A 25,634-nucleotide genomic window follows, 5' to 3' on the forward strand; every position below is an offset into this window, starting at 1 on the left:
GCTGAGCGAAGATATATATTTGATACCTCAAGCGAGGTTAACGCCGCAATACTATTACAGTAGCCTGACCATACTAACTATCATGAAGCTGCCATTAACCATACTATTGCTAACTCTATTGTGAATACTGTTTTATGAAAAACCCGACTTCTAAATTAATAAGTAACTGGCTGCAGCCTTCATTAAAGACGTGGCGTATTGCGAACAACTCTAATGTTTGGGCACACTGCGCGAGCGTGGGATTTTTTGGTTTCTTATCAATTTTTCCAGTAATGGCGGTGTTTGTGCTGCTTTATGGTCTCGCGTTTTCACCAGCTGAGATGCAAGAGCAAATCTCGATTTTGCGTCCGTTTATACCTGATACGGTGTATGAAGTCCTCAATTCACGCCTAAGCGCATTGGTCTCTAATACCACATCCGCACTCACGTTCAGTCTTGTCTTATCGACCTTACTCGCCCTTTATGCTGGCTCTAAAGGTGTTAAATCTTTAATTATTCTTATCAATCTTGCCTTTCATATCACTCAAGAGCGTAACTTCATACAAGGTAATATTTTAGCAGTCAGCTTAACCTTTGGCGCGGTAGTAATCTTGATTATAGCAGTCTCTTCTATTGCTATTATTCCTGTAGGGGCAGCCTATTTCCCCTTCCCGCAAATAGCTAAAACGATTGCGCTTTGGAGCAGGTGGCCTATATTGGCTGGTATCATATTTTTGAGCTTTTTAAGCCTCTATCGCCTAGCCCCAAACCGTGACGCCGTCGCGCTAAAAAAACTGGTGCCAGGAGCAGCTCTGGCGACCATTCTTTGGATTGTATTGTCTGTGCTATTTTCGATTTATGTGCAAAACTTTAATAACTATAGCGCTGAGTTTGGCGCGCTTTCAGCTGCCGTGGTCATTATGCTTTGGCTTTATTATTCAGCATTTATCGTCGCCTTTGGTGCGATTTTTAATTCTGAAGCCTTAGAAAGCGCCAAACCTTATGCTGTACGAATGTACTAATAACATACCCTTTATCCTCAATTTTGCTGCTTTAGGAATCTCACTGTCATGACTGAATCTACCAACGAATCAGACGACTCGCGCAAGTTAAACGACTCAGAGCAATCTACTGACTCAGTCAATAACCATAACGATCAAGCAACTGATGCTGAAAATGAGCAAGCAGTGCCTACTTATAAGCGCCATGCAGAAAAAGCGGATAAATCTGCCATGATAAAAAAGGCATTTCTGGCGCTATTGATTCTGATTGTATTAGGCGTTATTGCCTATGGTCTATATAAAAGCAATCAGCATAGCGAGCCTGAAGTCGTGACTTTGCAAGGGCAGATGCAGATGCAGCAAACCTCCATCGCTGCAAAAGTACCAGGACGTATTGCCAAAATTCTGGTCACAGAAGGTGATGCAGTGACAGTCGGGCAACAGCTGATTGAAATGGACTCGCCTGAGATTAACGCAAAGATCAATCAGGCGCTGGCTGGCAAGCAAATGGCACAAAGTCAGTTAGATAAAGCAGAAAATGGCGCCCGTCCACAAGAGATCGCTCAAGCAAAAGCGGCGTGGCAAGCCAACAAAGCTGCTTCTGATTTGGCGGAGAACACTTACCAGCGTGTCAACCGCCTGTATGAAGAAGGTCTTATGGCACGGCAAAAACGCGATGAGGCATATGCGCAATATCTGGCCACTCAAGATCAAACTGAAGCTGCGCGCTTGCAATACGATTTGGCAAAAGAAGGCGCACGCAGTGAAGATAAATCAGCGGCGACAGCACAAGTAGCACAAGTCGATGCCCAACTAGAAGAAGCACTGGTGGCAAAAGAAGAAGCCAACTTAAAAAGCCCTATTGCAGGCATTGTGGACAATGTCATTGTCAGCGCGGGTGAAGTCATCGGACAAGGCGTGCCTATCTTGACGTTGGTCAATACCGATGAGCAGTGGGTCGTACTTAATGTCACCGAATCCTACTTAAACCAGTTTGCGATTGGTCAGAAATTTACTGGTACGATTCCTGCGCTGTCATCAGCAAATAAGCCTTATACCAAACAGTTCACCGTTTATGCTACGTCAACATTGTCTGACTTTGCCACTTGGCGGCCGACCAATAATGATGATGGATTCGATGTACGTACCTTTGAAGTAAAAGCACGTCCGACGACTCCTGATGCACGTATTCGCTCAGGTATGAGCGTTATTGTACGCGTCAATCCAGCACTTACTAATGCAAGCCAAGAGTAAGCCATGCACCCGATGAAGTTAAGTAAGGCTTTTTTACGTAGTGCTGCCTATGAGCGACGGTTTTTGACCGAAAATCCGTGGGACTTTAGTATGGTGGTCTGGATACCACTGGCAACCGTTTTACTGATTTGGTGGATATTTTCACAAACGCAGATTACGGATTTGCCCATTGGGGTGATAGACCAAGACAATAGCCCGATTGCCAATACCGCGGTACGCTATTTGGAAGCCAGCCCTACTCTAACGGTTAGACAGCTTTATTACTCAGAGGCTGAGGCAAAAGCGGCTATTTTGCAGCGTGATATTTACGCTATTGTCATTATCCCTGAAGATTTTTCTCGGCATATTTTATCTGGTAAGCCTGCTCCATTGATTTTACAAGTAAATGCTCAGTACGGCACACATTCGGGCATTATCCAGACCAGCGTTCAAGCAGTCGCTGGAACGTTATCGGCAGGCGTTGAGATACAGCGTTTAGTCAAACAAGGCATGGCACCGTCGCAAGCTGCGATTGCTTACTCGCCGATTGGTATACAGCGCATCAGCCTATTTAACGCAGCCACCGATTATCAGCAGTTTTTGGCTTCAACCGTCATACCCGCGCTGCTGCATATTTTAGCGATGGTGATCGGTGCAACGACGATTGGTCGCGAGCTGCGGGATAAACGACTCGGCCACTGGTATCGCTTTATCAGTACAGGTCATCCTGATTTGACGCGAATCACAAAAAACGAGTCAACATCAGGGCAAATATTAAATGCCGTAGAAAACAATCAATACTTGAGCAAAAACGATCAAATCTCAGTCTCTAGCCATGCGAATGAAGATATGACGGAAAGTACAAACGTTTTAGTATTATTGTTTGGTCTGTTGGGCAAATACTTTTGGCCGACATTGGCCTTTAGCATTTGGGCGATGTTGGCTCTATGGCTTGCCACGCCGCAAGAATCCGTTGCCATGAGCTCAGTACTTGCAACTTATGCTGGTTTGATATTATTAATAATGCTATCGTTTTGGCTGGGTGCTGTCTTTACCTTAGGCTCATTTTCATTACGCATGGGCTTGTCTGCTACTGGCTTTATTTCAGCACCTTCTTACGCCTTTGCTGGTGTGACCTTCCCTTATATTGCTATCAGTGACAGTGCTCGGCATTGGTCAGATGCACTGCCACTCACTCACTATCTAAAGCTGCACATTGCACAATTACAGATGCAAGCGCCTGTTGCTGTGTCATTACCGATCGTCTATGGTCTGGCTATTGCCACGACGATTGCGATGACCCTGACTACTTTATTAACCAAACGCGCGCTGGCGCATCCTGAACGTTGGGGGGCGCGCTAATGTCATTACCACCAAAAGACCATTTATCTTCGACAACGTCAGATTCAACCAAGCAGTCTTCAACACCTAGTTTCTTAGCTAGTTTTTTACAAACTATTAAGGACATTTTTTCTGATAAAGGTGTGCTATTACTCTTACTGATTGCCCCCATTATTTATGGCTTCTTTTATCCTTGGCCTTATTCGACAGAAGTGGTCAACCATGTACCTGTTGGTATCATTGATAACGACAATAGTAATCTATCACGAACCATCGTTCGCTATGCGAGCGCCAGTCCGCAGTTAGACACACAGCTTTTTCTCAACGAGCAGCAGGCTAAAGAGGCCATATGGTCAGATGAAATCGCTGGGTACATGGTCATTCCAAGTGGGCTTGAGCAGCAAGTACTATCGGGAAAAGCAGCGAGCGTCAGCGTATTGGGTAATGGCGGCTACTTTCTGTTAAATAAAAACGTACAGATGGGGTTTTTAAAAGCAGTCAGTACGGTATCAGCAGGGATTGAAGTCAAAAAAAATGTGGCACAAGGTGCTTATTCAGCAACAGCGGCTGCTAATACTCAAGCGGTACCGTTAGTGATTGTCCCTCTATACAATCAAACAGAAGGTTATGGCGCTTACGTGGTGCCAGCGGTCTCTATTCTAATTTTGCAACAAACCTTATTAATCGCCACAGCGATGCTGATTGGTACATGGTATGAGCAGCGGCGACATGCGACGAGTATCCGTGGTTGGCTTGGGCGAATTGCTGCGCTCAGTATGTTTAGCTTCATTATTGGCTGCTTTTATTATGGCTGGACATTTGAGCTACACCACTATCCGCGCGGGCAAAACATGATTGGCAGTTTACTGTTCCTTTTGTTATTTTGTCCAACTGTGGCGACACTTGGCTGTGTGCTTGGACTCTGGTTTCGCCAGCGCGAACGTAGTATGCAAATCCTAATTTTTAGCTCACTACCGATGTTTTTTGTCAGTGGTTATCCGTGGCCAGCAGATCAGCTGCCCACAGTTTTACAAATCATACGTTGGTTCATACCCACGACACCGGGTATCAACACCTCCGTTCAGCTTAATCAAATGGGAGCTAGTATCTCCCAAGTTTCTACTGGATTTTATGCACTAGCCGCCTTATGGGTATTTTACTTTGCGCTACTTATGTGGGTGCGCTGGCATGATACGAATAAAGCACTTAAAACAGTGTCCTAAAGCAAAAGACGATTGCATGTCATTAGCGCCTACTATCAATAAAAGCCAAATCAATAATCCTGAATCAAAAAAAAGCGCCTGCTAACATAGCAGACGCTTTTTTATTTATAACGTTTCAATATTCTATCACTTAAAAAACACGATTAAGACCATTTAGTGCCGCCACGCGATACGCTTCTGCCATCGTTGGATAGTTAAAAGTAGTATTCACAAAGTACTCAAGTGTATTATTGCTCTTACACTTCATCACGGCTTGTCCAATATGGATAATCTCTGATGCATGGTTACCGTAGCAATGGATGCCTAAAATCTCTAACGTATCACGATGGAACAAAATCTTTAGTACGCCTGAGCGTTCACCAATGATTTGTGCACGTGCCAAATGCTTGAAGAATGCTTGACCCACTTCGTATGGGACTTTTTCGTCGGTTAGCTCTTGCTCAGTTTTACCGATACAAGAAATTTCAGGAATCGTATAGATACCAGTTGGCACGCTTGACACTGGTTCCGCATCGCTATCACCAACCATAAAGGCCGCCGCACAGCGTCCTTGGTCATAAGCGGCAGAAGCCAAAGATGGCCAACCAATCACATCGCCTGCCGCATAGATATTTTCGATTTCAGTACAATAGGTATCATCAACTTTTAATTGACCACGGCTGTTTGCTTTCAGACCAATCGCTTCTAAGTTTAAACCTTCCGTATTACCTGAGCGACCATTTGACCAAAGAATGGCATCAGATTTGATGCGCTTACCACTCTTTAGATGTAAGACGACATAATCGTCATGCGTCTCAAGATGATCAATCTCTTCGTTACTACGAATCAATACGCCAAATTGTCTAAAGTCATGCGCGATAGCATCGCTAATCTCGCTATCGAGATAACTGAGCAATTGATTTTGGTTATTAATCAAATCAACCTTATAGCCAAGACCCGTAAAGATAGAGGCATATTCACAACCAATCACACCCGCACCATAGATGATGATTTTTTTGACCACATAATCCATTTGCAAAATTTTATCAGAATCAAAAACGCGTGGATGGTTAAAGTCTAAAATTTCAGGGCGATAAGGACGACTACCAACCGTTACGATGGCTTTATTAAAGGTAATGGTTTCAAAGACATTGTCATCGGTTTCAACACGCAAAGTATGAGCATCAATGAAACTTGCCCAACCTTGAATCACTTCAATGCGATTGCGTTCATAGAATCGTGTGTGCGTACTAACCTGATTGCGAATGACTTTTCGAGCATTGGCAAGCACTCTATTTAGAGGAACTTGCTTGTACTCCATCGCCTTGGTAAACATAGGATCACGGCGAAAGTTAATGAGGTTAAATACCGATTGGCGCAGTGCTTTACTTGGAATCGTACCCACATGGGTAGAGTTGCCACCTACCTGATCACGTGGATCAATGACCACCACTTTTTTGCCAGATTTAGTCAGTTTCATAGCCGCCGCTTCACCAGCAGGACCTGCTCCTAAAACGACCGCATCATATTCATACTCGTGGTTATCGCCTTTTAAGCGACGTGAATCTTTTGTATAACCAGACTTGATATCGATTCGCGTATCATCGAGCGGATTAATAAGATCAGGATGGTGCATGACATCATCAGTGACCTGCTCATGGGTTTGTTCAATATTTTGTTTTTTATTTTTGCCTTCAGTATGCTCAGGATTCGGCACGCGACCGCTTTCTTTATTTGATATTTCGGTATGAATGTCCTTACCAATATCATTGGTCGCGTCGCTTGGTTTTTTAGTTCCCATCGTGTCCTCTTTACATTTACTTATTTATTTGATTTTTAGACTGTGTATGAATCAATAATTGCTTGAGTCAAAATCACACGACTAAGGCGTGCCCACCATACGTTGTGACACAATATTTTGCAGTGTCCAATGCCCAGTCGCGCTTTTCTGGCCCTCGTCAATCTGCGGACGCGCACTAATCACATATTCTGTGCCAAGGCTTGGTTTAAAGTCATCAATCCAATCATAAGGTACCTGAAACACGCTGCCATCTTTGCTTGATTTGGCCAGTAAACACTGCATCGGTAATGCCGAGGCGCAGGCCACACGATTGGGCATGATTGTTAGCGTTTGCGCTTCACCCAATACAATGGTTGGGATATAACGTGGCTCAGGCACTGGCTCACGTGAAAAAGGTGACGTTTGGCAAGCACTCAGTAAGCTGACCGCACTCAGCAAGCTGGCCAATAATAAAGGAGTCTTGTTAGACTTATAAGATGAACTCATAATATTCTCTATGTGATAATGAGATGGTATTAAATGATGATTATTAATAATAATGCTTTAAATAATGGTTCTTTTTTGAGCAATCGTTATTGCTAAACCGTTATTACTAAACAATTAATTGATTCAAGCAATTCATTGATAGCTTATATTTTATTAGCCGATACGGCGTTTGAGACCCGTCATCTGCAAGATGCGCGTAGCGATTTCTTCAACGGACATCTCAGAGACATCAAGGCTTGGAATACCATGCGTGATATAAATCCCTTGTATCGCACGCTGCTCCTGCTGACATTGCTGATAGCTCGAATAACGACTGCCCGCACGGCGCTCTTGACGGATTTTCACCAAGCGATCGGTATCGATCAATAGACCAAACAGCTTGTCTTTGTGCTCGCGCAATGCTTTTGGTAATTGATTATCGTACAAGTCATCTTCGGTCAAAGGATAATTCGCTGCTCGAATACCGAACTGTAAGGCTAAGTATAAAGAAGTCGGTGTTTTGCCTGAACGCGATACGCCCACCAAAATAATATCGGCCGCATCGTAATGACGCGTACGCGCACCATCATCATTGTCTAAAGCGAAATGCACCGCGTCGATACGTTCTTTATAAGTCTCAGAATCCACATCGTCGTGTGCATGACCCGAATGTCCGTCAGGCTCCACACCCGTTTCTTCAGCGACGCGACCTATCAAACCCTCATACATATCCAAGTTACAGCTTTGGGCAGAATTGATCTTTTCACGAATATCAGGGTTAACAATCGTATCAAAAACCAATGGCAACAAACCATCTCGTTGATACGCCATGTTGATTTGCTCAACGGCGTCTTCTGCACGCTCTAAGCTATCGACATATGGCAACACTCGTGTTTCAAAAGGTACTGAAGCAAACTGACTCAAGATAGCGCGGCCAAGTGTCTCCGCCGTAATCGCTGTGCCATCTGAGATAAAAAACGCGGTTCGAACGGCTTGAGAGCTGTCTAAGTTTAACGCGTTGCGATTTTGAATAGTGGGATTCAGTTGTTCAGCTGGATTACTTGAGTACATAACGTTGGCACCTCGATTGAAAACACAATGGTAATTTTCATTTGGCTTTTATTTTTGATCGGCTTTAGACTTGATTTTTAGACGTAATTTTCGTTTTGTATAAGCGCTAATATTGCACATTTATATCAGGATAAACCGCTACTATTAATGCTCTACATTATACGCATAATAGCGACCTAATAGAAATCAATGTTACAGGCGTACACTTAGAAAGCCACAGTGCCTTTAATCTTATCATGCCGATTAATAACCATTATTGTGCTGACTGGTTACTCATAATAGCGCAGCATTACCTGCTATATATAAAGTCAGCTATTGTCAGAATATCCTAAAGTTCTTCTGCTATTTATTTTAAATCCTCTATTTATCAGCCGATTTATAGATATATCTTGATAATTAGAGTGGTCTTTACTCGCATTTTTACGTCATCTCAAAAATAGAAAAATGAATAACCTTCTATTAATTATGTAGCAAACCCCACAATTTGTATCTTTTTGACAAAAATATTGGTTCAACCCCTCGAAATTCTCCAAATATAGCGGTATAATTCACCGTTATAATCTTTACTAAATAACCTTATTTTCTGGAGTTATCATGGCAGCGCAATCTACAGCACTTGTAATCAATCTTGATCAGCTAGGAAAAGACGACATTGAAATGGTCGGCGGCAAGAACGCCTCATTAGGTGAAATGATCAGCCATTTGTCTGATTTGGGTGTTAGTGTACCAGGCGGCTTTGCCACCACATCAAATGCATTTAACCGCTTTTTGAATGAAACTGGCCTGCTTGACAAAATCAACAGCGAACTAAAAACGCTAGATGTTGATGATGTCAAAAAACTTGCAGAAACGGGTAAAAAGATTCGTACTTGGATTATTGAGCAAGAGCTGCCAAGTGATCTTGAGCAAGAAGTACGTCAATCGTTTGAAACGATGAGCGGCGGCGAAGACATCGCGGTTGCTGTACGTTCTTCTGCGACTGCCGAAGATTTGCCAGATGCATCATTTGCGGGTCAGCAAGAGACTTTCTTGAACATTCGCGGCATTGATAACGTCCTAATTGCAATTAAAGAAGTATTTGCATCACTATATAATGACCGTGCCATCTCTTATCGTGTCCATAAAGGTTTTGAGCATGAAGGCGTTGCCTTATCTGCTGCTGTACAGCGTATGGTTCGCTCAGAAACTGGCGCGGCGGGTGTGATGTTCACGCTAGATACCGAAAGCGGTTTTGATCAAGTGGTATTCATCACGTCAAGCTATGGTCTAGGTGAAATGGTTGTACAGGGCGCGGTTAACCCAGATGAATTCTATATTTCTAAGCAATTGCTAGCCAATGGCAAACCATCGGTGATTCGCCGTAACCTAGGCAGCAAGCATAAGAAAATGATTTACGGTGATGAAGGTAGCACCACTAAATCAGTGAAAACTGTCGATGTTGAAAAACAAGATCGTATGCAGTTCTCATTATCAACTGAAGAGCTAACCTCTCTTGCTAAACAAGCCGTGACGATCGAAAAGCATTATGGTCAAGCGATGGATATCGAATGGGCAAAAGACGGCGACACTAACGAAATCTTCATCGTTCAGGCGCGCCCTGAAACGGTTAAGAGCCGCCAAGACAGCAATGTTATGGAACGTTATATCATCGACACGACTAACGCTAAAGTATTGTGTGAAGGTCGTTCAATCGGTCAGCGTATCGGTTCAGGTAAAGTCCGTATCGTTAGCAACTTAAATGAGATGGATAAAGTACAAGAAGGTGATGTATTAGTATCAGACATGACGGATCCGGATTGGGAACCTGTCATGAAGCGTGCTTCTGCTATCATTACTAACCGTGGTGGTCGTACTTGTCACGCAGCGATTATCGCTCGTGAGCTAGGTGTTCCAGCCATCGTTGGTTGTGGTAATGCCACTGAGCTATTGGTTGATGGTCAAGACGTCACTGCTTCTTGTGCCGAAGGTGATACTGGCTTCATTTATGAAAGCCAAATTGATTTTGAAGTACAGACCAACTCTGTTGAGTCTATGCCAGAGCTTGCCTTCAAAGTAATGATGAACGTTGGTAATCCTGATCGCGCCTTCTCATTCACGCAAATGCCAAACGAAGGTATTGGTCTTGCGCGTTTAGAGTTCATCATCAACCGTATGATTGGTGTGCATCCAAAAGCACTACTGAACATGAACAGCTTGCCACGCGAAATTGCACAAGCCATCCAAGAACGTATCGCTGGTTATGCCTCACCGGTTGACTTCTATGTAGATAAGTTGGTCGAAGGTATCTCAACGCTAGCCGTTGCCTTTATGGATCAGCCCGTTATCGTTCGTATGTCAGATTTTAAATCGAACGAATATGCTAACTTGCTTGGTGGTAAATTATACGAGCCATCAGAAGAAAACCCAATGCTTGGTTTCCGCGGTGCCAGTCGTTATGTGTCTGATAATTTCCGTGACTGCTTTGAGCTTGAGTGTAAAGCACTAAAACGCGTACGTGATGAGATGGGCTTGACCAATGTCGAGATTATGATTCCATTCGTTCGTACCGTTGGTGAAGCCAAAGAAGTCATCGAATTACTTGAGAAAAACGGTCTAAAACGTGGCGAAAACGGTTTACGCGTTATCATGATGTGTGAGCTACCAACCAACGCCCTATTGGCAGATGAATTCCTAGAGCATTTCGATGGTTTCTCAATCGGCTCTAACGACTTGACTCAGTTGACACTTGGTCTTGACCGTGACTCAGGTATCGTCTCACATCTATTTGATGAGCGTGATCCTGCGGTTAAGAAACTATTGACCATGGCGATTGATGCGTGCCGTAAAGCAAACAAATATGTCGGCATCTGTGGTCAGGGTCCATCAGACCATCCAGATCTCGCGTTCTGGCTCATGGAGCAAGGTATCAGCTCAGTGTCATTGAACCCTGATTCTGTACTAGATACTTGGTTCTTCTTAGCTGGTGAAGAAGCGAAGTAAGCCGTAACGTTCAGTCACAGCAGTAATTCACACAGTCATTAAAGAAACAATTATTAGGGTCTATTTGAAAAATGTTAAATAGGCCCTAATACTATGTATCATATATAGTGACTTAAGATATGACTAACTATGCAGGCAATTATGCAGATTTTCCTTGCTCGAAATAACGTACAAGCTGGTCCCTACAATTTGGAGCAGCTAAATATCATGTTGGCATCTGGTGAAGTACTGCTGGATGATTTGATGTGGCATGAAGGCTTAGACCAATGGCAGCGTGTCGGTAACTTGACCAATAATCAAACGGTTTATCGACCTACCAACCTTGGCAAGCCTGAGGTTAATGACTCTATTATCAATAATGTAACTGTTTTTCCTGAAGATAGCGCTAGCAATAGCTCGGATAGCAAATCAGTTTCATTAGATAGATTGTATGGCAAGCCTGAACGTCCAAAAGACACGGATAAAAATGTGAAAGCTGACATGACTACCAATCGTCAGCACACACCGCACAATAATGTGTCACTAAACAAGTCTAATAGCAATCAGGCTGCGGCTAGTAAAGACAAAGTCGTCGGCAATGTGGTACTTGCACCGATTATGTCGCGAGTATTAGCAACAGCCATCAATGGACTACTCTATCTACTGGCTATTTTTCCGCTGGTGATGGCATTGACAAAAATGGATGTGGATTATACTAAATTCCAAAATATCCAAGATATGGATGCGGCTTATCAGTATTCAATGACACTGATGGAGAGTCTTCCTAGTAGCACATTGATGATGTCGCAAGTGATGGTATTTGGCTTATTTGCGCTACAATTGGTATTTATCACACTGCGTGGTCAGTCACTCGGTAAGCTGATTACGGGTATTCGCGTGGTGGATCAAACCACTCATCGGTTGCCCTCTTTTACCAAGCTTATTGGTGTGCGTACTTTGTTATTGTTTATTATTTATAACTTATTGTTTTCGTTTACCAGCTTTCTAGGGTTCATGATTATTGCTATTCATTATTACATGGCCTCAAAAAGCCCTGAAAATATCGGCTGGCATGATAAGCTGGCTAAAACTTTAGTAGTCAAGGCTGATAGCAGTCAATTGACTAAACAACCAAAAGTAAAATAGCCACTATATTTGGCTATCTAAAATTATAAATATTAAAAAAGCAGCGTATCATCGTTGCTTTTTTATTGTTAAATAACCATTTATTGGTTTTATATTTTTATTAGCAGTGGCTTAGTGATTAACCTTTGTGTTAGTTGCTAAGTACTGTTATAATACGGCGCTTTATAAACTAAGCTTATTTCTTATTATTTTTCATAATAATAGCTAGAAATCTGGCTTACCTTATAAATCTCCTTGCTATTAACATAGGGTTAATAGCTACTAATCCGTAAGGAGTCATAATGCGACATTACGAACTGGTGTTACTTGTACACCCAGACCAAAGCGACCAAGTGGTCGGCATGGTTGAGCGCTACATCAAGTTAGTTCAAGACAACAACGGTGTTATCCATCGTTTAGAAGATTGGGGCCGCCGTCAATTGGCATATCCAATCAACAAGATTCATAAAGCTCACTACGTTCTTTTCAACATTGAAACTGACGGTGAAACTTTAGCTGAACTTGAAGAATTATTCCGTTATAACGACGCGATCATTCGTAGTCTAGTTATGCGCCGTGACGACGCTGTCACTGAAGAGTCGCAGTTAGCCAAGAATGCCGATGAAAAACGCGCACGCAAAGCAACTACTCGTCGTCCAGACAGTCGTGAAAACGATAATGACGACAACGACAACAGTGAAGACTAATTAAAGGAGAATACTCATGGCACGTTTCTATCGCCGTCGCAAATTCTGCCGTTTCACTGCTGAAGGCATCACTCACATCGATTATAAAGATGTTGAATTGCTAAAACAGTACATCAGTGATAATGGTAAAATCGTACCAAGCCGCATTACCGGTACATCTACTAAATATCAGCGTCAACTAGCTACTGCTATCAAGCAAGCTCGTTATTTATCGCTACTTCCATACACTGATAACCATCAGGGTTAACCGTTAATTTTAACTAGGAATGACTCATGCAAATTATTTTGTTACAGCGTATCGTCAACCTTGGTAAACTCGGTGAAACTGTCGATGTGAAACCAGGTTACGGACGTAACTTTCTTATCCCTTTGGGTAAAGCACTACCTGCTACTGCAGCTAACATTGAAAAGTTCGAAGCACGTCGTGCCGAGCTTGAAGCTGAAGAAGCGAAAGAAGTAGCTGTTGCTCAAGAACGTGCTGATGCGCTAACTGACGTTAATGTCATCATGCGTGCTAAATCAGGCGACGAAGGCAAGCTATTCGGCTCTATCGGTACTCGCGATATCGCTGAAGCATTGACTAACTCAGGTCTAGAAGTAGACCGTGCTGAAATCAAGCTTCCTGAAGGCACTTTACGTCAAGTTGGCGAATACAATGTTGATATTCAACTACATCATGACGTTACCGCTACTATTCTAGTTACCATTCTTTCTGAAGATGGCGACAACGAAGAGTCAGCAACAGAAGTTGAAGACGAGAACGAAGATTATTCAGAAGATTAATTTTTGAATATCTAGATCTAGTCTAAAAAAGCCAGTAACATCATGTTGCTGGCTTTTTTGCGTTTTGCTATCGCGTTTAATTTATGATTTTATCAGGTATCTTGTGCAGTGATATATTCTAGCAACTATTTGTAATAAATAGCTTGGAAAGCCTATACTTAACAATAAGATACTACCTATAAAGTCATCTTTATTATTGTCACCTGAGTTGATATGCTCGTTGTATTTGATTGATAGATTTTATTCAGATAACGATAGGCTGCAATGACATGATAAATACTGACGACAAATTACGATGTACACAAGGCAATCACTTTTATAGCGAAGGTGAAATTTATAAGGTGGGTAGAATCGTTAATAATAAATACTTTCAAATCCTAACCGATAATGATGCAGACCACTGGTACGCAACACTGGATGATAGAGGCATTTATGTGAGCTTTGATTCTAACCTAGGATTAGCAGAAAACGAGAGAGCCTATTTTGAAAAAATCGATGAGCTACAAGCTGAAAGCTAACAGCCTCCTAAATTATTCAAAAGCACTCAAAAGCATTCAAAATTTAAAAACGGTCAATATAATGGCCGTTTTTTTAATTAAATATCAATACGATTACAGGACAGATATGCGACAGAGCGCGGCCACTCAGCGGCTGTTTTCGGCACTTCTTGGTCAGCAGCTATTATCTTGGCTGCATTTATCCAGCCTGCATGACCGATGACTAATACTGGGCTATCTTTTTGTTCAGTTGAAACCTTAACCAACCAACCTTCAACACGCTCAAATAGCTGCTGCAAGCTCTCTCCATGACTGGGCGCAAAATGGGCAAAATTATGACACCACTCATCAATCTCTTGCTTGGTGATTTGCGCCCACCGACATCCATCCCATTCGCCAAAATGAATCTCAGCCAATTCAGGCGCGACGCGACACTCAAAACCACGTTGCGCTAATATTTGCCCGACTTTTAGTGAACGTTGTAAGGGGCTGACCCAAATTGTTTTTGGCAATTGATGCAAACGCACAAAGCGCTCGATTTTATTGGCAAGACGTTTCAACTTACGTTTATCGACGCCGACATCAGTTTGTCCAATACAAATTCCTTCAGTATTCATCGGTTTGGGATGACGCCAAATATAGAGAATCATGAATGAGTATGGTCCTTGTTGACGATTTGATTTAAATAAAGGGTATAGAAGCAGCCAGTCCGATATAAATAGCAATTTCACTAAGCTGCTGCGTCGCGCCGAGCCCATCGCCCGTGTAACCATCCAAGCGCCTGCGTAATAAACGTCGCATGTAATCAGTGGCTATCAGCGCCAATATCATGGCTAACAACCATTGAGCAAGCCCAATCTGCTGCATCGTATTGGGGAATATAAGTGCGACTAAAATAATAGCCAATATTAGCCAGCCACTGCTATATAGCCCTTGTATTGGCGTCAACTGCTGCGCCATCGGTTTGGCTTTTGCGTGTTCTATCTCTCCACCATAAGGCAGTAAAGACAGCAGGCTAATGCAAAGTAAACGCGATGCGGTATGTCCTAGGATAAGCGCGATGACAGCCATTGATATCGGCATCGAGGCAAGTAAGCTAATTTTGAGTAATAGCGCCGACACCAAACCTAATACACCATAAGTACCTAGGCGCGAGTCTTTCATAATAGTCAGTGTGCGCTCGCGAGTCAGACCACCGCCGAGACCGTCACAGCTATCCGCAAGACCATCTTCATGAAAAGCGCCAGTGAGCTTAATTCCAAAAGCTGTGCTCAGCACTGCAGCAACTAGGGGCGTAAATAACAGACTGCCCAGCCAAAACACGCCAGCACAGAGTAAGCCAACCAGTAAACCGACTGCGGGAAAATGGCGACTGCTCTGATGCAACCATTGCGGATCATAATGCTTAAATGGTGGTACTGATAATCTCGTTAAAAATTGAACGGCGACCAGTAACAATATCCATTCATGCTTTATCAATTGAGCAAGGGTTCGTCTAGGCGAGGATGGCTGATTTGATGATTGTGACATCAGTTGGTTTGCTCACTGATACCGGCGTCACTAAAGCTTGCCATCTCATTGATAATGGCGCAAGCGGATTGCAACAATGGATACGCGAGCGCAGCCCCGCTACCCTCGCCTAAGCGCATGCCCATATTAAGTAAAGGCTCAGCATTTAGTGATTTCAATAAATGCGCGTGCCCCGGCTCAACAGAGTGATGAGCAAAGACCGCGTATTGAGCAACACCAGGCGCTAGGCGTTCAGCCACCAATAATGCGCTACTGGCAATAAAACCGTCAATCAGGAGAATACGCCGTTCACTAGCAGCTTGAATCAGCGCACCCGCCATCATGGCAATTTCAAGCCCGCCCAATGCAGCGAGTACATCAAACGGTGCTTGTGCCTGTTGATGACGCTCTAATACTTGCGTCAAAATATCCGTCTTATGCTCTAATCCTGCATCGTCAAGCCCTGTGCCGCGACCAATACAATCAGCAATGGGAAAATTGCCCAATCTCGCCAGCAAGAGACTCGCCGCCGAAGTATTACCAATACCCATCTCCCCAACAATCAACAGATTACCCGCTAGATTCTTGACGACTTTCATGCCGTTTTCTAGCGCTATTAAACACTCTGTTTCTGTCATTGCAGGCTCTGTTAACGCATCACGACTACCATGACGAACCTTGTAATCCAGCAATTTTGGATGAGGAGCAAAGTCGGCATCCACCCCAGCATCAACAACCTTTAACTCAATATTATGCTGGCGTGCCAGTACGTTGATGGCGGCACCGCCTTGCAAAAAGTTATGAACCATTTGCGCAGTGACAGCACTAGGAAACGCTGATGTACCATGCTTAGTTAAACCATGGTCTGCCGCAAACACTCGTATTTGCGCTTGCTCAATATGCGGTGTGATCGTTCCTTGAATCATGCCCAACTGCACAGCGAGTGCCTCTATTCGCCCAAGCGCGCCCAGCGGCTTGGTTTTTAGGTCTATAATCTGCTGTAGCTGTAGACGTAATTCATCATTTTCTATATTGGCTATAGTAGGCGCGGTAAATATGGTCAAGGTAGGCATCCTGATAATGGTACGTGTGAAGCAAAAAGCACATACTAGCAGAGTATCTAAGCTTTACCATGAATAAAATCAAATATGAGCCGAATAGATTCCCTAGCAGCTTGGATTTACTATAGAATATGCCCCTTTAAAAATCCATATACCTATTGATGCTGCTATTAATGAAATAATAGCTCAGTAGCAGCATCCACAATTATCGCTATCAACCCTACATGTAGAGACAGTAATGATCGTATTTTGGCTTGTGCTGACCATTCTTTTTATTATTTTTGCCACAGCAAAGTTAAAGTGGCATCCTTTTTTAGTATTGATATTATCAGCCTTTTTAGTAGCGCTATTTTACCAAGTGCCGCTTAATACTGTTGCTAAAACCATCTCGGATGGCTTTGGCGGTATTTTAGGTTACATCGGTCTGGTTATTGTCTTTGGTACTATCATCGGGCTAATCCTTGAAAAAACAGGTGCTGCCATTGTAATGGCAGAAACGGTCATCAAAGTTTTGGGGCCCCGCTTCCCTACTTTGACCATGTCTATCGTTGGTGCTGTAGTTTCAGTACCAGTATTCTGTGACTCTGGCTATATTATTTTAAACTCATTAAAAGAAACATTGGCCGAGCGTTTACACGTATCCAGTGTGGCGATGAGCATTGCCTTAGCGACAGGCTTATACGCAACTCATACCTTTGTACCACCAACCCCAGGTCCAATTGCCGCAGCAGGTAACTTAGGGCTAGAATCCAATTTAGGCTTGGTTATTATGGTCGGTGTGGTGGTGACAGCGGTTGCTGTACTGGCTGGCTGGTGGTGGTCTAATCGCTTCTTAAATGTCGCTCCCGACAATATCGATGCACTGGACGCGCCAGCAGCGACTTTGCCTGAAAACATGAAGACACGTGACGACTATAGCAGCATGCCGTCAGCAACAATGGCGTTTTTGCCTATCATTGTCCCTATCGTATTGATTTGCTTATCGTCTGTTGCGAACTTCCCAAGTACACCATTTGGCAGTGGCACGCTGACAGATATTTTAGTGTTTATCGGCAATCCACTCACGGCATTACTAATTGGTTTATTCTTGTCTTTCTTATTAATTAACACTGAGCAAAAAACGCAGCAAATTAGCGACAGCATCTCACAAGGTTTGGTTGTGGCAGCGCCTATTCTCTTAATCACTGGCGCTGGTGGTGCATTTGGTGCCATGCTAAAGGTCACACCTATTGGTGACTATTTAGGCACAACGCTATCTGCGTTAGGGCTTGGTATTTTTATGCCATTCATTGTCTCTGCTGCGTTAAAAACGGCACAAGGCTCGACCACAGTCGCCTTGGTCACCACCTCTGCGATGATCGCGCCGTTATTGGATCAAATTGGTCTCGACAGTGAGCTTGGTCGCGTATTCTGTGTGATGGCCATTGGTGCAGGTGCCATGACTATCTCGCACGCCAATGACAGCTTTTTTTGGATTGTCAGTCAGTTTAGTCGTATGAGTGTGGCGCAGGCTTACAAAGCCCATTCTATGGCAACGGGTATTCAAGGCGTGACCAGCATCGTCTTTATCTGGTTATTAACCTTGGTATTTATTTAAAGAGATTCAAAGAGACATTCATGAAAATTTTAATTGCTCCCGACTCATTTAAAGAAAGCTTAGACGCACTGGATGTTTGCCGCGCCATTCAATCTGGCTTCAGTCAAGTGTTTCCAGAGGCTGATTATAAGCTATTGCCGATGGCTGATGGCGGCGAAGGCACGTCTGCGGTATTGTCTTATGTATTGTGTGGACGCTGGAAAGAAGTGGTGGTCAATGATCCACTGATGAGACCGATAACGGCAAAGTATTTGTTATTGCCCGACGCTACGGCTGTTATCGAAGTTGCTCAAGCGTGCGGATTACATCTATTGACAAGCGGTGAACGCAATCCTGTGATTGCTAGCAGTTACGGTGTCGGCGAGCTGATTGCTGATGCGTTAGAAGAAGGGGCTAAACGTATCGTGATTGGTCTAGGTGGTAGCGCAACCAATGATGCAGGTCTTGGCATGCTAATGGCATTAGGCATCACATTTCACGATATCAATGACACTCTACTCACTCATGGTGGTGGTGCACTTGCCAGCCTACATAGGCTTGATAATATAAATCTTCATGCAAAGGTATTAGACACAGTATTTGAAGTCGCTTGTGATGTGACCAATCCTTTATGTGGTCTTTTGGGTGCGAGCGCAGTATTTGGTCCACAAAAAGGCGCTTGTCCAGAGCAAGTCAAAGTCTTAGACAAAGCACTCAGTCACTTTGCCACCATGTGTGGTCATCACGGTTATGAGGACTGCCAACATGTCGAAGGTGCTGGAGCAGCTGGCGGTCTTGGCTACGCGATGATGACATTCTTTCAAGCTCAGCTAAAATCAGGCTTTGACACAGTTGCTGAGGTGGCTCATTTATCGCAGCATATCGCAGAGGCTGATCTCGTTATCACTGGCGAAGGTAAGCTCGATGCGCAAACAGCCATGGGTAAAGTGGCAGGTGGTATCAGTCAGCTTGCCAAAGCCAGCCATACGCCAGTCATTGCTATTTGTGGTAGTGTTGACGGACTCAAACCTGCGCAAACCAGCCAATTCAATGTTGTTATGCCTAGCATTCAAAAAGTAGATACCATCGAAAACGTACTGAGTCAGGCTTATGACAATATTGAAACCACGGCTGTAAATATCGCTGCTGCTATGCGCTTAGGTATTAATATGAGATAGATGTTTTTATCATTTCAAAGCAGAACAGAGCCAAACCATTTAATCTGTTTTTTGGCTCCATTCTGTATACATATCACAATATTTCTGGATGCCAGTGTCACAGATACGCTTTAACCCTGCTAACCCACCTACTCTATCGCCATGGACACCATCACTTAGAATATAAATTTTTGCTAATTCGTTTTGCACGTCTTGATATCCTAGCTGACTATAGCTTTCAAACCAATGCGCTGCTTTGCTATAGTCTAATTTTACACCCTCGCCTTTATAATACATATAACCAAGGTTAAACTGAGCCTCTGCCATGCCTTGCTTAGCCGATTTTTCAAACCATTCAACCGCTTTTATATTATTTTTAGGAACTCCTTGCCCCTGCTGATACAGCACACCTAAATTAAATTGAGCGCCAGCAACGCCTTGTTCAGCAGATTTTTGATACCATTTAAACGCTGTTTCATTATCTTTAGGGACACCTTTAGCATTGGCATAAGCAATGCCCAAATTAAACTGTGCTAACTTATTATTTTTTTCAGCTGCCTGTTGCCAATACTTAAGGGCATTAATATCACTTTGAGCGACACCGTCACCTGTAGAATAAAGATTACCAAGATTGTATTGGGCTCTGCTGTAGCCTTGTTTAGCAGACTTACTATAGTAAGCAAAAGCTTTTTCATGGCTTTGTGGTATTCCTATTCCTTTATCGTACATAACACCGATATCATATTGTGCTTCAGCTAATCCTTGATTGGCAGATTTATTCAACCACTCAAAAGCCCTAATGTTATCTTGCTCAATATCTAAGCCTGCTGCATACATGAGACCTAAATTATACTGGGCAGTAGCATTCCCTCGCTGTGCTAGTGACTCAATAGTAGTTAAATCTCTTATCAATACTGACTCTTCCGCAATAGCGGGTATTGTTAGTCCAGCTATCATATAAGTTATTATAATATTGAAGCAGGTCTTTTTTAATAGCTGTATATTCATCATTAGTCCATAGATATAGAGTAAATTGAAAACATTCATATATAAATACTGCTGCAAACTTAGCTAAACTGTATTACAAACAGAATGTAAGGCTAATACGCATGTGTCAATTTTATAACCATTTTTGCACTTCATTGATAACGGTTTGCATTCTGTTGGGCAGTACAGAATGACTGCGTACAGCAAGGTATAAGGTTTCACTGACAGGCACTGGTAAATAGTGACTTTTGATGGATTGAGGATTTGGATATGCAGCGACCGCATGCGCTGGTAACACAGTAAACCCAAGTCCCCTACTCACTGGCTCTAGAATTAAGCTAATCTGATTCGAAAACCCTTTTTTATCGAAATCATTGACGTGCTGGAATTCAGGATAATTGGCGCTTAGCAGCAAACTTGCGTGGTGCGCACCATCTGGATGATCTATAAACCCAAGCTGGTTTAGTGCCTCCCAGCTTGTCTCAGTAATCGTCGCAGGTGTAATCAATATCAATGCCTCTTGAGCTATTGGCTTGCAACTGACTGTCTCATCACCTGAGATATCTGTCATAAAACCAATATCAATCTCATGTTTGGCAAGTGCCCGCTCTATATCAGCATTGGGTGCAAAGCGATAATCAATCACTAGCTTTGGGTGCTGCTGTTGTAAGTTCAATAGCTTTGGATACAGCTTAAGTCCCACGCTACCAGGCGACATCACTCGTACCAACCCTTCATAAGCGAGATCTTCGCCAATGCGCTGCTCTAAGCGCGCCAATCGTTGTAAGATATCTTCAGCTTCCTGATAGAGCTGCATACCAGCATCGGTCAATGAAAACTGCTTACCTTGTCGAATAAGCAAGTCAATATCCAACTGACTCTCTAGCTTACTGATATGTTGACTGACACCTGATTGCGTCATGTGTAAGCGCTCAGCCGTACGTGTGAAATGACCGACATCAACAAGCGTACAAAAGGTACGTAACCATGTGGTATTTATCATTACAATAGATACTTATATTCATAACAAATGATAATTTTACGTAATTACCCTCTGTTTGTATACTGGCTCCACGTTAGAAAAACGTACATCAAACAGGAGTATCAACAATGAATAACGTTTATCCAAGAAGCTTTTCGCACATCGGTCTTTCAGTTCCTGACCTAGATGCAGCCGTAAAATTTTACACTGAAGTGATGGGCTGGTATACCATCATGGAACCTACTGAAATTGTCGAAGATGACAGTGCCATTGGTGAAATGTGTACCGAAGTATTTGGTGCTGGTTGGGGCAGCTTCCGTATTGCTCATTTATCTACTGGCGACCGTATCGGTGTTGAGATTTTTGAATTTAAGAACCAAGAAGATCCTGAAAACAACTTTGAGTACTGGAAAACGGGTATCTTTCACTTCTGTGTTCAAGATCCAAATGTTGAAGAGTTGGCTGAGCGTATGGTAGCAGCAGGCGGTAAAAAACGTATGGAAAAACCACGCTACTACTATCCTGGTGAAAAGCCATATCGCATGATTTATATGGAAGACCCGTTTGGCAATATCGTCGAGATATACAGCCACAGCTACGAGCTTATCTATAGCGAAGGCGCATACTAAACTCAGTGTAAATACAGCTTAATACAGCCTTGGCTTGTATCTGACTGATAAACAAATAGCGACCTCAGAATATGAGATCGCTATTTTTATTTGTCTGCTTTCTACACGAGCAACCTATTATATAAGAGGTAAGCCATGCTACTATTTAGGTAGCTATACATAGCATCTACCAAACGAAACAACCCATTATCAAGGATGATAAATGACAAACTCTGACGTTGCCTTAAACATGGACGACTTTCTCGTTATTAGAAAAGACGATAGAAAAAGTGGCGTGGTCACTCTCACCTTAAACCGACCAAAGCAATTCAATGCCTTATCCGTTGAGCTACTCTCTGCGCTACAAGCGGAGCTGGACAGTATCGCTCAAGATGACAATATCCGTGTAGTCGTCATTGCAGCAAATGGTAAAGCGTTTTGTGCCGGTCACAATCTAAAAGAGATGCGCGCACATTCAGATGAAGCCTTTCAGCGCGCCCTATTCCAGCAATGCAGTCACATGATGCTCACTATTAACCGTATGCCACAAGTCGTGATTGCAAAAGTGCAAGGTATCGTGACAGCAGCAGGGTGCCAACTGGTCGCTGCCTGTGATTTAGCCGTTGCCGCTGATAAAGCCAAATTTGCCACTTCAGGGATAAACGTTGGGCTTTTTTGCTCCACGCCTGCTGTAGCCGTCAGTCGCAATCTACCTCGTAAGCAAGCGTTTGAGATGCTGATTACTGGTGAGTTTATCGACGCACATACTGCTTTGCAATATGGATTGATTAATCGAGTAGCGCCAGCGGGACAATTAGAGCAAGTTTTGCAATCGTTGATAACGGCAATCACCGTCAAATCTCCAGTAGCGATAAGAATTGGCAAAGATATGTTTTATAAGCAATTGAATATGAGCATCGAAGATGCTTATCACTATGCTAGTGAAGTAATGACTTGTAATATGATGGCAGACGACGTGAGTGAAGGTATTGACGCCTTTATTGAAAAGCGCCAAGCCGTATGGAAAGGATGCTAACTGTTTGACGAAAACACTCTGACTAGAGAAAGATGACGTTACTATTATTATGAAGCCATCAAAGCGCCCACAATCATAAATACAACGGCTATGAGTGATCTCAAAAATGGTGAACTGCACTCTGCCCAGCGAGTGATAATAAAGTATAAATTGGCAAATGGAAGAAATAGATATAACAGCCCCCACAGTACCGACTCTTGGAAGGCTATAATAATTAACTTAATGCTATAAATAATGCACATGATGCTTGCGATGACAAGTAAAATAACACCTATGAATTCCACGTGAATTTCCTCAGAATATTCAATAAGAAACAAACTATTATTAATTTAAAAAGACATTGAAAATATAACTACCAGCAGTTTGCTTAGCCATCAATGCTAAAAAATGATGGTTTTGAGAGGCTATTTATTATCTCAGAACTGTTGCTGGCGTATAATAACAGGTAACGTGAGAAAAACATAATATTATAAAACATAAGTTGAATAAATATAGCTTAATCTACTTTGATCGCTTATAAAAACATATTCACAACCAATCTATGAGAAAACAGGAAAACAAAAAAAGGCCATGATAGCGATATCATGGCCTTTTTTAAACAACTACTACAATCAATCTATTACTTACTTAGCGGCGATGGCAATCATCTCAACCAACAGCTCAGGACGTGCCAATGCAGACTCGCCACAAGCACGAGCTGGCGGCTGAATGCCTTCAAACCACTGGTCATAGACTTCATTCATAGCAGCAAAGTCTGCCATGTCTTTTATCCAAACCGTTACTGACAGTAGTTTTGATTTATCGCTACCCACTTCTTCTAATAACGTTTGGATTTTCTCCAAACAAGTCAATGTTTGCGCTTTGATATCGTCTTCTGCATTACCTACTTGACCACACAAATATACAGTCTGGTTATGGACGACAATCCTGCTCATGCGTGGCGTGCTGTGTAGCTTCTTTATCATGTTTATACCTTCAGTTTATTGATTTAAGTCTGTACTCAACCTAGTAGATGTGCACTTATTTCGAAAAACGCTGAGCACTAAACGGTGCAAGGTCTACCAATAATGGCTTTTCATGAATCATCTCTTCAACCAAACGCCCTGTCATAGGTCCTAAAGTGAAACCCTGATGACTGTGACCAAATGCGAACCATAATTTTTCATGTTTGTCTGCAGGACCGATAACTGGCTTCATATCAGGCATACAAGGACGTGATCCTGCCCAAGCTTCAGATTCTACCGCGTCTTCTAATGGTAATATCTTGCGTGCCAGCTTCAGAACGGTTTTTAATTGACCAAAGTTCTTTGGCGCATCCATGGTGGTCATCTCAGCACCAGTCGTAATACGGATACCCTGCTGCATTGGACCCATCACAAAGCCTTTGTCCATATCAAACATGCTGTGATTGATGGTATTTTTTTCTGTTACTTTGAAATGCTGATGATAGCCACGCATTGGGAACAACGGCAAGTTATAACCAAGTGGTCTGATCAAATCGTTCGACCATGGACCCGCTGCAATGACCAATTTGTCACTATAGTAAGTGTCATTATCAGTGATGATTTTCCAGCCTTCACCGTCTTTTACGATTTCTTGTACATCGCTCTCTTTGATCGTACCGCCCATTTCTTGGAAGTTTTTCGCATACGCTTTTACAAGCGAGCTTGGGTTCGATACTTGCCAAGAGTTTTTCCAATGGATCGCACCAACGAAACCTTCAAAATTGGCACTAGGCTCCATGGCCTTTAGTTCCGCAACGTTCAACACATTGTGATCAACACCTTGATTGCGTGCATCAATGGCTGCCACTTGCGCTTCTTTAAACGTCTCTTCAGAACGATGCAGTTGTAACCAGCCATCACGAGTAATTAACTCGTCAGCACTAGATGCTTCAATCATCGTCTGATGTTCGCTGGTGCAATGCTCGATCAGTGTCTGCCATTCTGATTCAATTTGTTTGACCGTCGCAGGTACAGAATACTTCCAGTATTGTAGCAATGCTTGATGGTAACGCAGAATCGCTGGTATACGATAGCGAATATCCGTACCTTGGTTCGGCAATACTCGGATCATCTCAGTAAGTTGACGAGGAAAAGGATGGGTATGAATGGCTTCGCGCTGAATCAATCCTGCATTGCCATACGAGGTCTCTGAGCCTGGCAACTTCTTGTCTAACATCAGTACTTTTGAATTATTTTTTTGTAAATGCCACGCGACTGACGTGCCAACCATACCTGCACCGATAACGATCACTTCATAGCGCATAACCTATCCTTTTCTTATGGTGTTAATACAAAGTATCAAATATGAGGGTCTAACGGAATAAGGTGGTAATAGTAACGCATTGAGCTGAATATTAAACCCCAATCTCATAAATATTTTTGCTATTAAATACTTTTGGTTATAGGGTTTTTGAAAAGGTATTTTTGATAGGAATGAGACTCAAAGCTATAAAGCGATATGTAGAAATACTTAATAAAAAAATTAATTAATAATATTAGGGCGTGTTGAACATTGGGAATAAAACGATGGCAAAAAAATAGCAAACGGTT

General features: G+C 42.8%; 24 protein-coding genes. 14 read left to right on the forward strand and 10 right to left on the reverse strand.

The genetic code is table 11. The annotated features are described in order from the left end of the window. Window positions 1–134: 134 nt before the first annotated feature. From I3257_RS09555 to I3257_RS09570, 4 genes are read left to right on the forward strand one after another with little or no spacing between them, the layout of a single operon-like run. The gene (locus I3257_RS09555) at window positions 135–1,001 is read left to right on the forward strand and encodes a YihY/virulence factor BrkB family protein (RefSeq protein WP_201538962.1); all 867 of its coding nucleotides are present in this window, start codon (window positions 135–137) and stop codon (window positions 999–1,001) included. Between the two features lie 48 nt (window positions 1,002–1,049). Further along, window positions 1,050–2,234 (forward strand): efflux RND transporter periplasmic adaptor subunit, encoded by a 1,185-nt coding sequence (locus I3257_RS09560; protein WP_238049590.1) that lies wholly within the window; start codon window positions 1,050–1,052, stop codon window positions 2,232–2,234. Between the two features lie 3 nt (window positions 2,235–2,237). Beyond that, window positions 2,238–3,575, forward strand: a complete 1,338-nt coding sequence (locus tag I3257_RS09565; RefSeq protein ID WP_238049591.1) for an ABC transporter permease — start codon at window positions 2,238–2,240, stop codon at window positions 3,573–3,575. Further along, window positions 3,575–4,777 (forward strand): ABC transporter permease, encoded by a 1,203-nt coding sequence (locus I3257_RS09570; RefSeq protein ID WP_238049593.1) that lies wholly within the window; start codon window positions 3,575–3,577, stop codon window positions 4,775–4,777. Before I3257_RS09565 ends, I3257_RS09570 begins: the two co-directional genes overlap by 1 nt. Before the next feature lie 130 nt (window positions 4,778–4,907). On the opposite strand, the gene sthA is transcribed toward I3257_RS09570, so the two are convergent. The 3 genes from sthA to I3257_RS09585 form a co-directional block, all read right to left on the reverse strand. Next, complete coding sequence (gene sthA, locus I3257_RS09575; RefSeq protein ID WP_087814997.1) at window positions 4,908–6,557, reverse strand: Si-specific NAD(P)(+) transhydrogenase; 1,650 nt, start codon at window positions 6,555–6,557, stop codon at window positions 4,908–4,910. An 81-nt stretch (window positions 6,558–6,638) separates the two neighbouring features. After that, the gene (locus tag I3257_RS09580) at window positions 6,639–7,043 is read right to left on the reverse strand and encodes a DUF4377 domain-containing protein (protein ID WP_238049594.1); all 405 of its coding nucleotides are present in this window, start codon (window positions 7,041–7,043) and stop codon (window positions 6,639–6,641) included. A gap of 153 nt (window positions 7,044–7,196) precedes the next feature. Then, the gene (locus tag I3257_RS09585) at window positions 7,197–8,093 is read right to left on the reverse strand and encodes a pyruvate, water dikinase regulatory protein (protein ID WP_045446910.1); all 897 of its coding nucleotides are present in this window, start codon (window positions 8,091–8,093) and stop codon (window positions 7,197–7,199) included. Between the two features lie 594 nt (window positions 8,094–8,687). Here I3257_RS09585 and ppsA point away from each other — a divergent pair. From ppsA to I3257_RS09615, 6 genes are all read left to right on the forward strand, one after another. Further along, window positions 8,688–11,072 carry a phosphoenolpyruvate synthase gene (gene ppsA / locus I3257_RS09590; protein ID WP_045452104.1) on the forward strand — a complete coding sequence of 795 codons (2,385 nt, stop codon included), beginning with the start codon at window positions 8,688–8,690 and terminating at the stop codon, window positions 11,070–11,072. Window positions 11,073–11,201: 129 nt separating this feature from the next. Next, window positions 11,202–12,197, forward strand: coding sequence for an RDD family protein (locus tag I3257_RS09595; RefSeq protein WP_238049595.1), 996 nt, complete (start codon window positions 11,202–11,204; stop codon window positions 12,195–12,197). Between the two features lie 281 nt (window positions 12,198–12,478). Beyond that, entirely contained in the window at window positions 12,479–12,883 is a 405-nt protein-coding gene (gene rpsF / locus I3257_RS09600; protein WP_045446907.1) for a 30S ribosomal protein S6, read from the forward strand. A gap of 16 nt (window positions 12,884–12,899) precedes the next feature. Continuing rightward, entirely contained in the window at window positions 12,900–13,130 is a 231-nt protein-coding gene (gene rpsR, locus I3257_RS09605) for a 30S ribosomal protein S18 (RefSeq protein ID WP_010198808.1), read from the forward strand. Window positions 13,131–13,156: 26 nt separating this feature from the next. Continuing rightward, window positions 13,157–13,666 (forward strand): 50S ribosomal protein L9, encoded by a 510-nt coding sequence (rplI, locus tag I3257_RS09610; RefSeq protein WP_238049597.1) that lies wholly within the window; start codon window positions 13,157–13,159, stop codon window positions 13,664–13,666. Between the two features lie 269 nt (window positions 13,667–13,935). Beyond that, window positions 13,936–14,184, forward strand: coding sequence for a hypothetical protein (locus I3257_RS09615; RefSeq protein WP_055124252.1), 249 nt, complete (start codon window positions 13,936–13,938; stop codon window positions 14,182–14,184). A 77-nt stretch (window positions 14,185–14,261) separates the two neighbouring features. Here I3257_RS09615 and I3257_RS09620 read toward each other — a convergent pair whose 3' ends face one another. Genes I3257_RS09620 through cobT form a run of 3 tightly spaced genes read right to left on the reverse strand, consistent with a single transcriptional unit; the run spans window position 14,262 to window position 16,745 of the window. Continuing rightward, the gene (locus I3257_RS09620) at window positions 14,262–14,813 is read right to left on the reverse strand and encodes a histidine phosphatase family protein (RefSeq protein WP_193009353.1); all 552 of its coding nucleotides are present in this window, start codon (window positions 14,811–14,813) and stop codon (window positions 14,262–14,264) included. A 31-nt stretch (window positions 14,814–14,844) separates the two neighbouring features. After that, window positions 14,845–15,693 carry an adenosylcobinamide-GDP ribazoletransferase gene (cobS, locus tag I3257_RS09625; RefSeq protein WP_193009354.1) on the reverse strand — a complete coding sequence of 283 codons (849 nt, stop codon included), beginning with the start codon at window positions 15,691–15,693 and terminating at the stop codon, window positions 14,845–14,847. Beyond that, entirely contained in the window at window positions 15,693–16,745 is a 1,053-nt protein-coding gene (cobT, locus tag I3257_RS09630; RefSeq protein WP_193009355.1) for a nicotinate-nucleotide--dimethylbenzimidazole phosphoribosyltransferase, read from the reverse strand. The genes cobS and cobT overlap by 1 nt, the downstream gene beginning before the upstream one ends. Before the next feature lie 226 nt (window positions 16,746–16,971). Between cobT and I3257_RS09635 the strand changes: the two genes are divergently transcribed. Together I3257_RS09635 and I3257_RS09640 are read left to right on the forward strand one after the other, a co-directional pair. Beyond that, entirely contained in the window at window positions 16,972–18,330 is a 1,359-nt protein-coding gene (locus I3257_RS09635) for a GntP family permease (protein WP_238049599.1), read from the forward strand. A gap of 20 nt (window positions 18,331–18,350) precedes the next feature. Further along, window positions 18,351–19,487 (forward strand): glycerate kinase, encoded by a 1,137-nt coding sequence (locus I3257_RS09640; RefSeq protein ID WP_238049601.1) that lies wholly within the window; start codon window positions 18,351–18,353, stop codon window positions 19,485–19,487. A 39-nt stretch (window positions 19,488–19,526) separates the two neighbouring features. Here I3257_RS09640 and I3257_RS09645 read toward each other — a convergent pair whose 3' ends face one another. Next, window positions 19,527–20,474: a tetratricopeptide repeat protein gene (locus I3257_RS09645; protein ID WP_238049602.1), complete on the reverse strand. Its 948-nt coding sequence runs from the start codon at window positions 20,472–20,474 to the stop codon at window positions 19,527–19,529. A gap of 112 nt (window positions 20,475–20,586) precedes the next feature. Beyond that, window positions 20,587–21,456 (reverse strand): LysR family transcriptional regulator, encoded by an 870-nt coding sequence (locus tag I3257_RS09650; protein WP_238049603.1) that lies wholly within the window; start codon window positions 21,454–21,456, stop codon window positions 20,587–20,589. Between the two features lie 107 nt (window positions 21,457–21,563). Here I3257_RS09650 and I3257_RS09655 point away from each other — a divergent pair, with 107 nt between their 5' ends. Together I3257_RS09655 and I3257_RS09660 are read left to right on the forward strand one after the other, a co-directional pair. Next, entirely contained in the window at window positions 21,564–22,064 is a 501-nt protein-coding gene (locus tag I3257_RS09655; RefSeq protein ID WP_114700921.1) for a lactoylglutathione lyase family protein, read from the forward strand. 202 nt (window positions 22,065–22,266) lie between these two features. Then, a complete protein-coding gene (locus I3257_RS09660; RefSeq protein ID WP_238049605.1) occupies window positions 22,267–23,079 on the forward strand; it encodes an enoyl-CoA hydratase in 813 nt (270 codons plus the stop codon). Between the two features lie 623 nt (window positions 23,080–23,702). Here I3257_RS09660 and I3257_RS09665 read toward each other — a convergent pair. Both I3257_RS09665 and I3257_RS09670 read right to left on the reverse strand, forming a co-directional pair. After that, entirely contained in the window at window positions 23,703–24,041 is a 339-nt protein-coding gene (locus tag I3257_RS09665; protein ID WP_238049607.1) for a RidA family protein, read from the reverse strand. 58 nt (window positions 24,042–24,099) lie between these two features. Then, window positions 24,100–25,347 (reverse strand): FAD-binding oxidoreductase, encoded by a 1,248-nt coding sequence (locus I3257_RS09670; RefSeq protein ID WP_238049606.1) that lies wholly within the window; start codon window positions 25,345–25,347, stop codon window positions 24,100–24,102. Between the last annotated feature and the right edge of the window lie 287 nt (window positions 25,348–25,634).

The organism is Psychrobacter sp. Ps7, from assembly GCF_022129225.1.
GTDB lineage: Bacteria > Pseudomonadota > Gammaproteobacteria > Pseudomonadales > Moraxellaceae > Psychrobacter > Psychrobacter immobilis_A.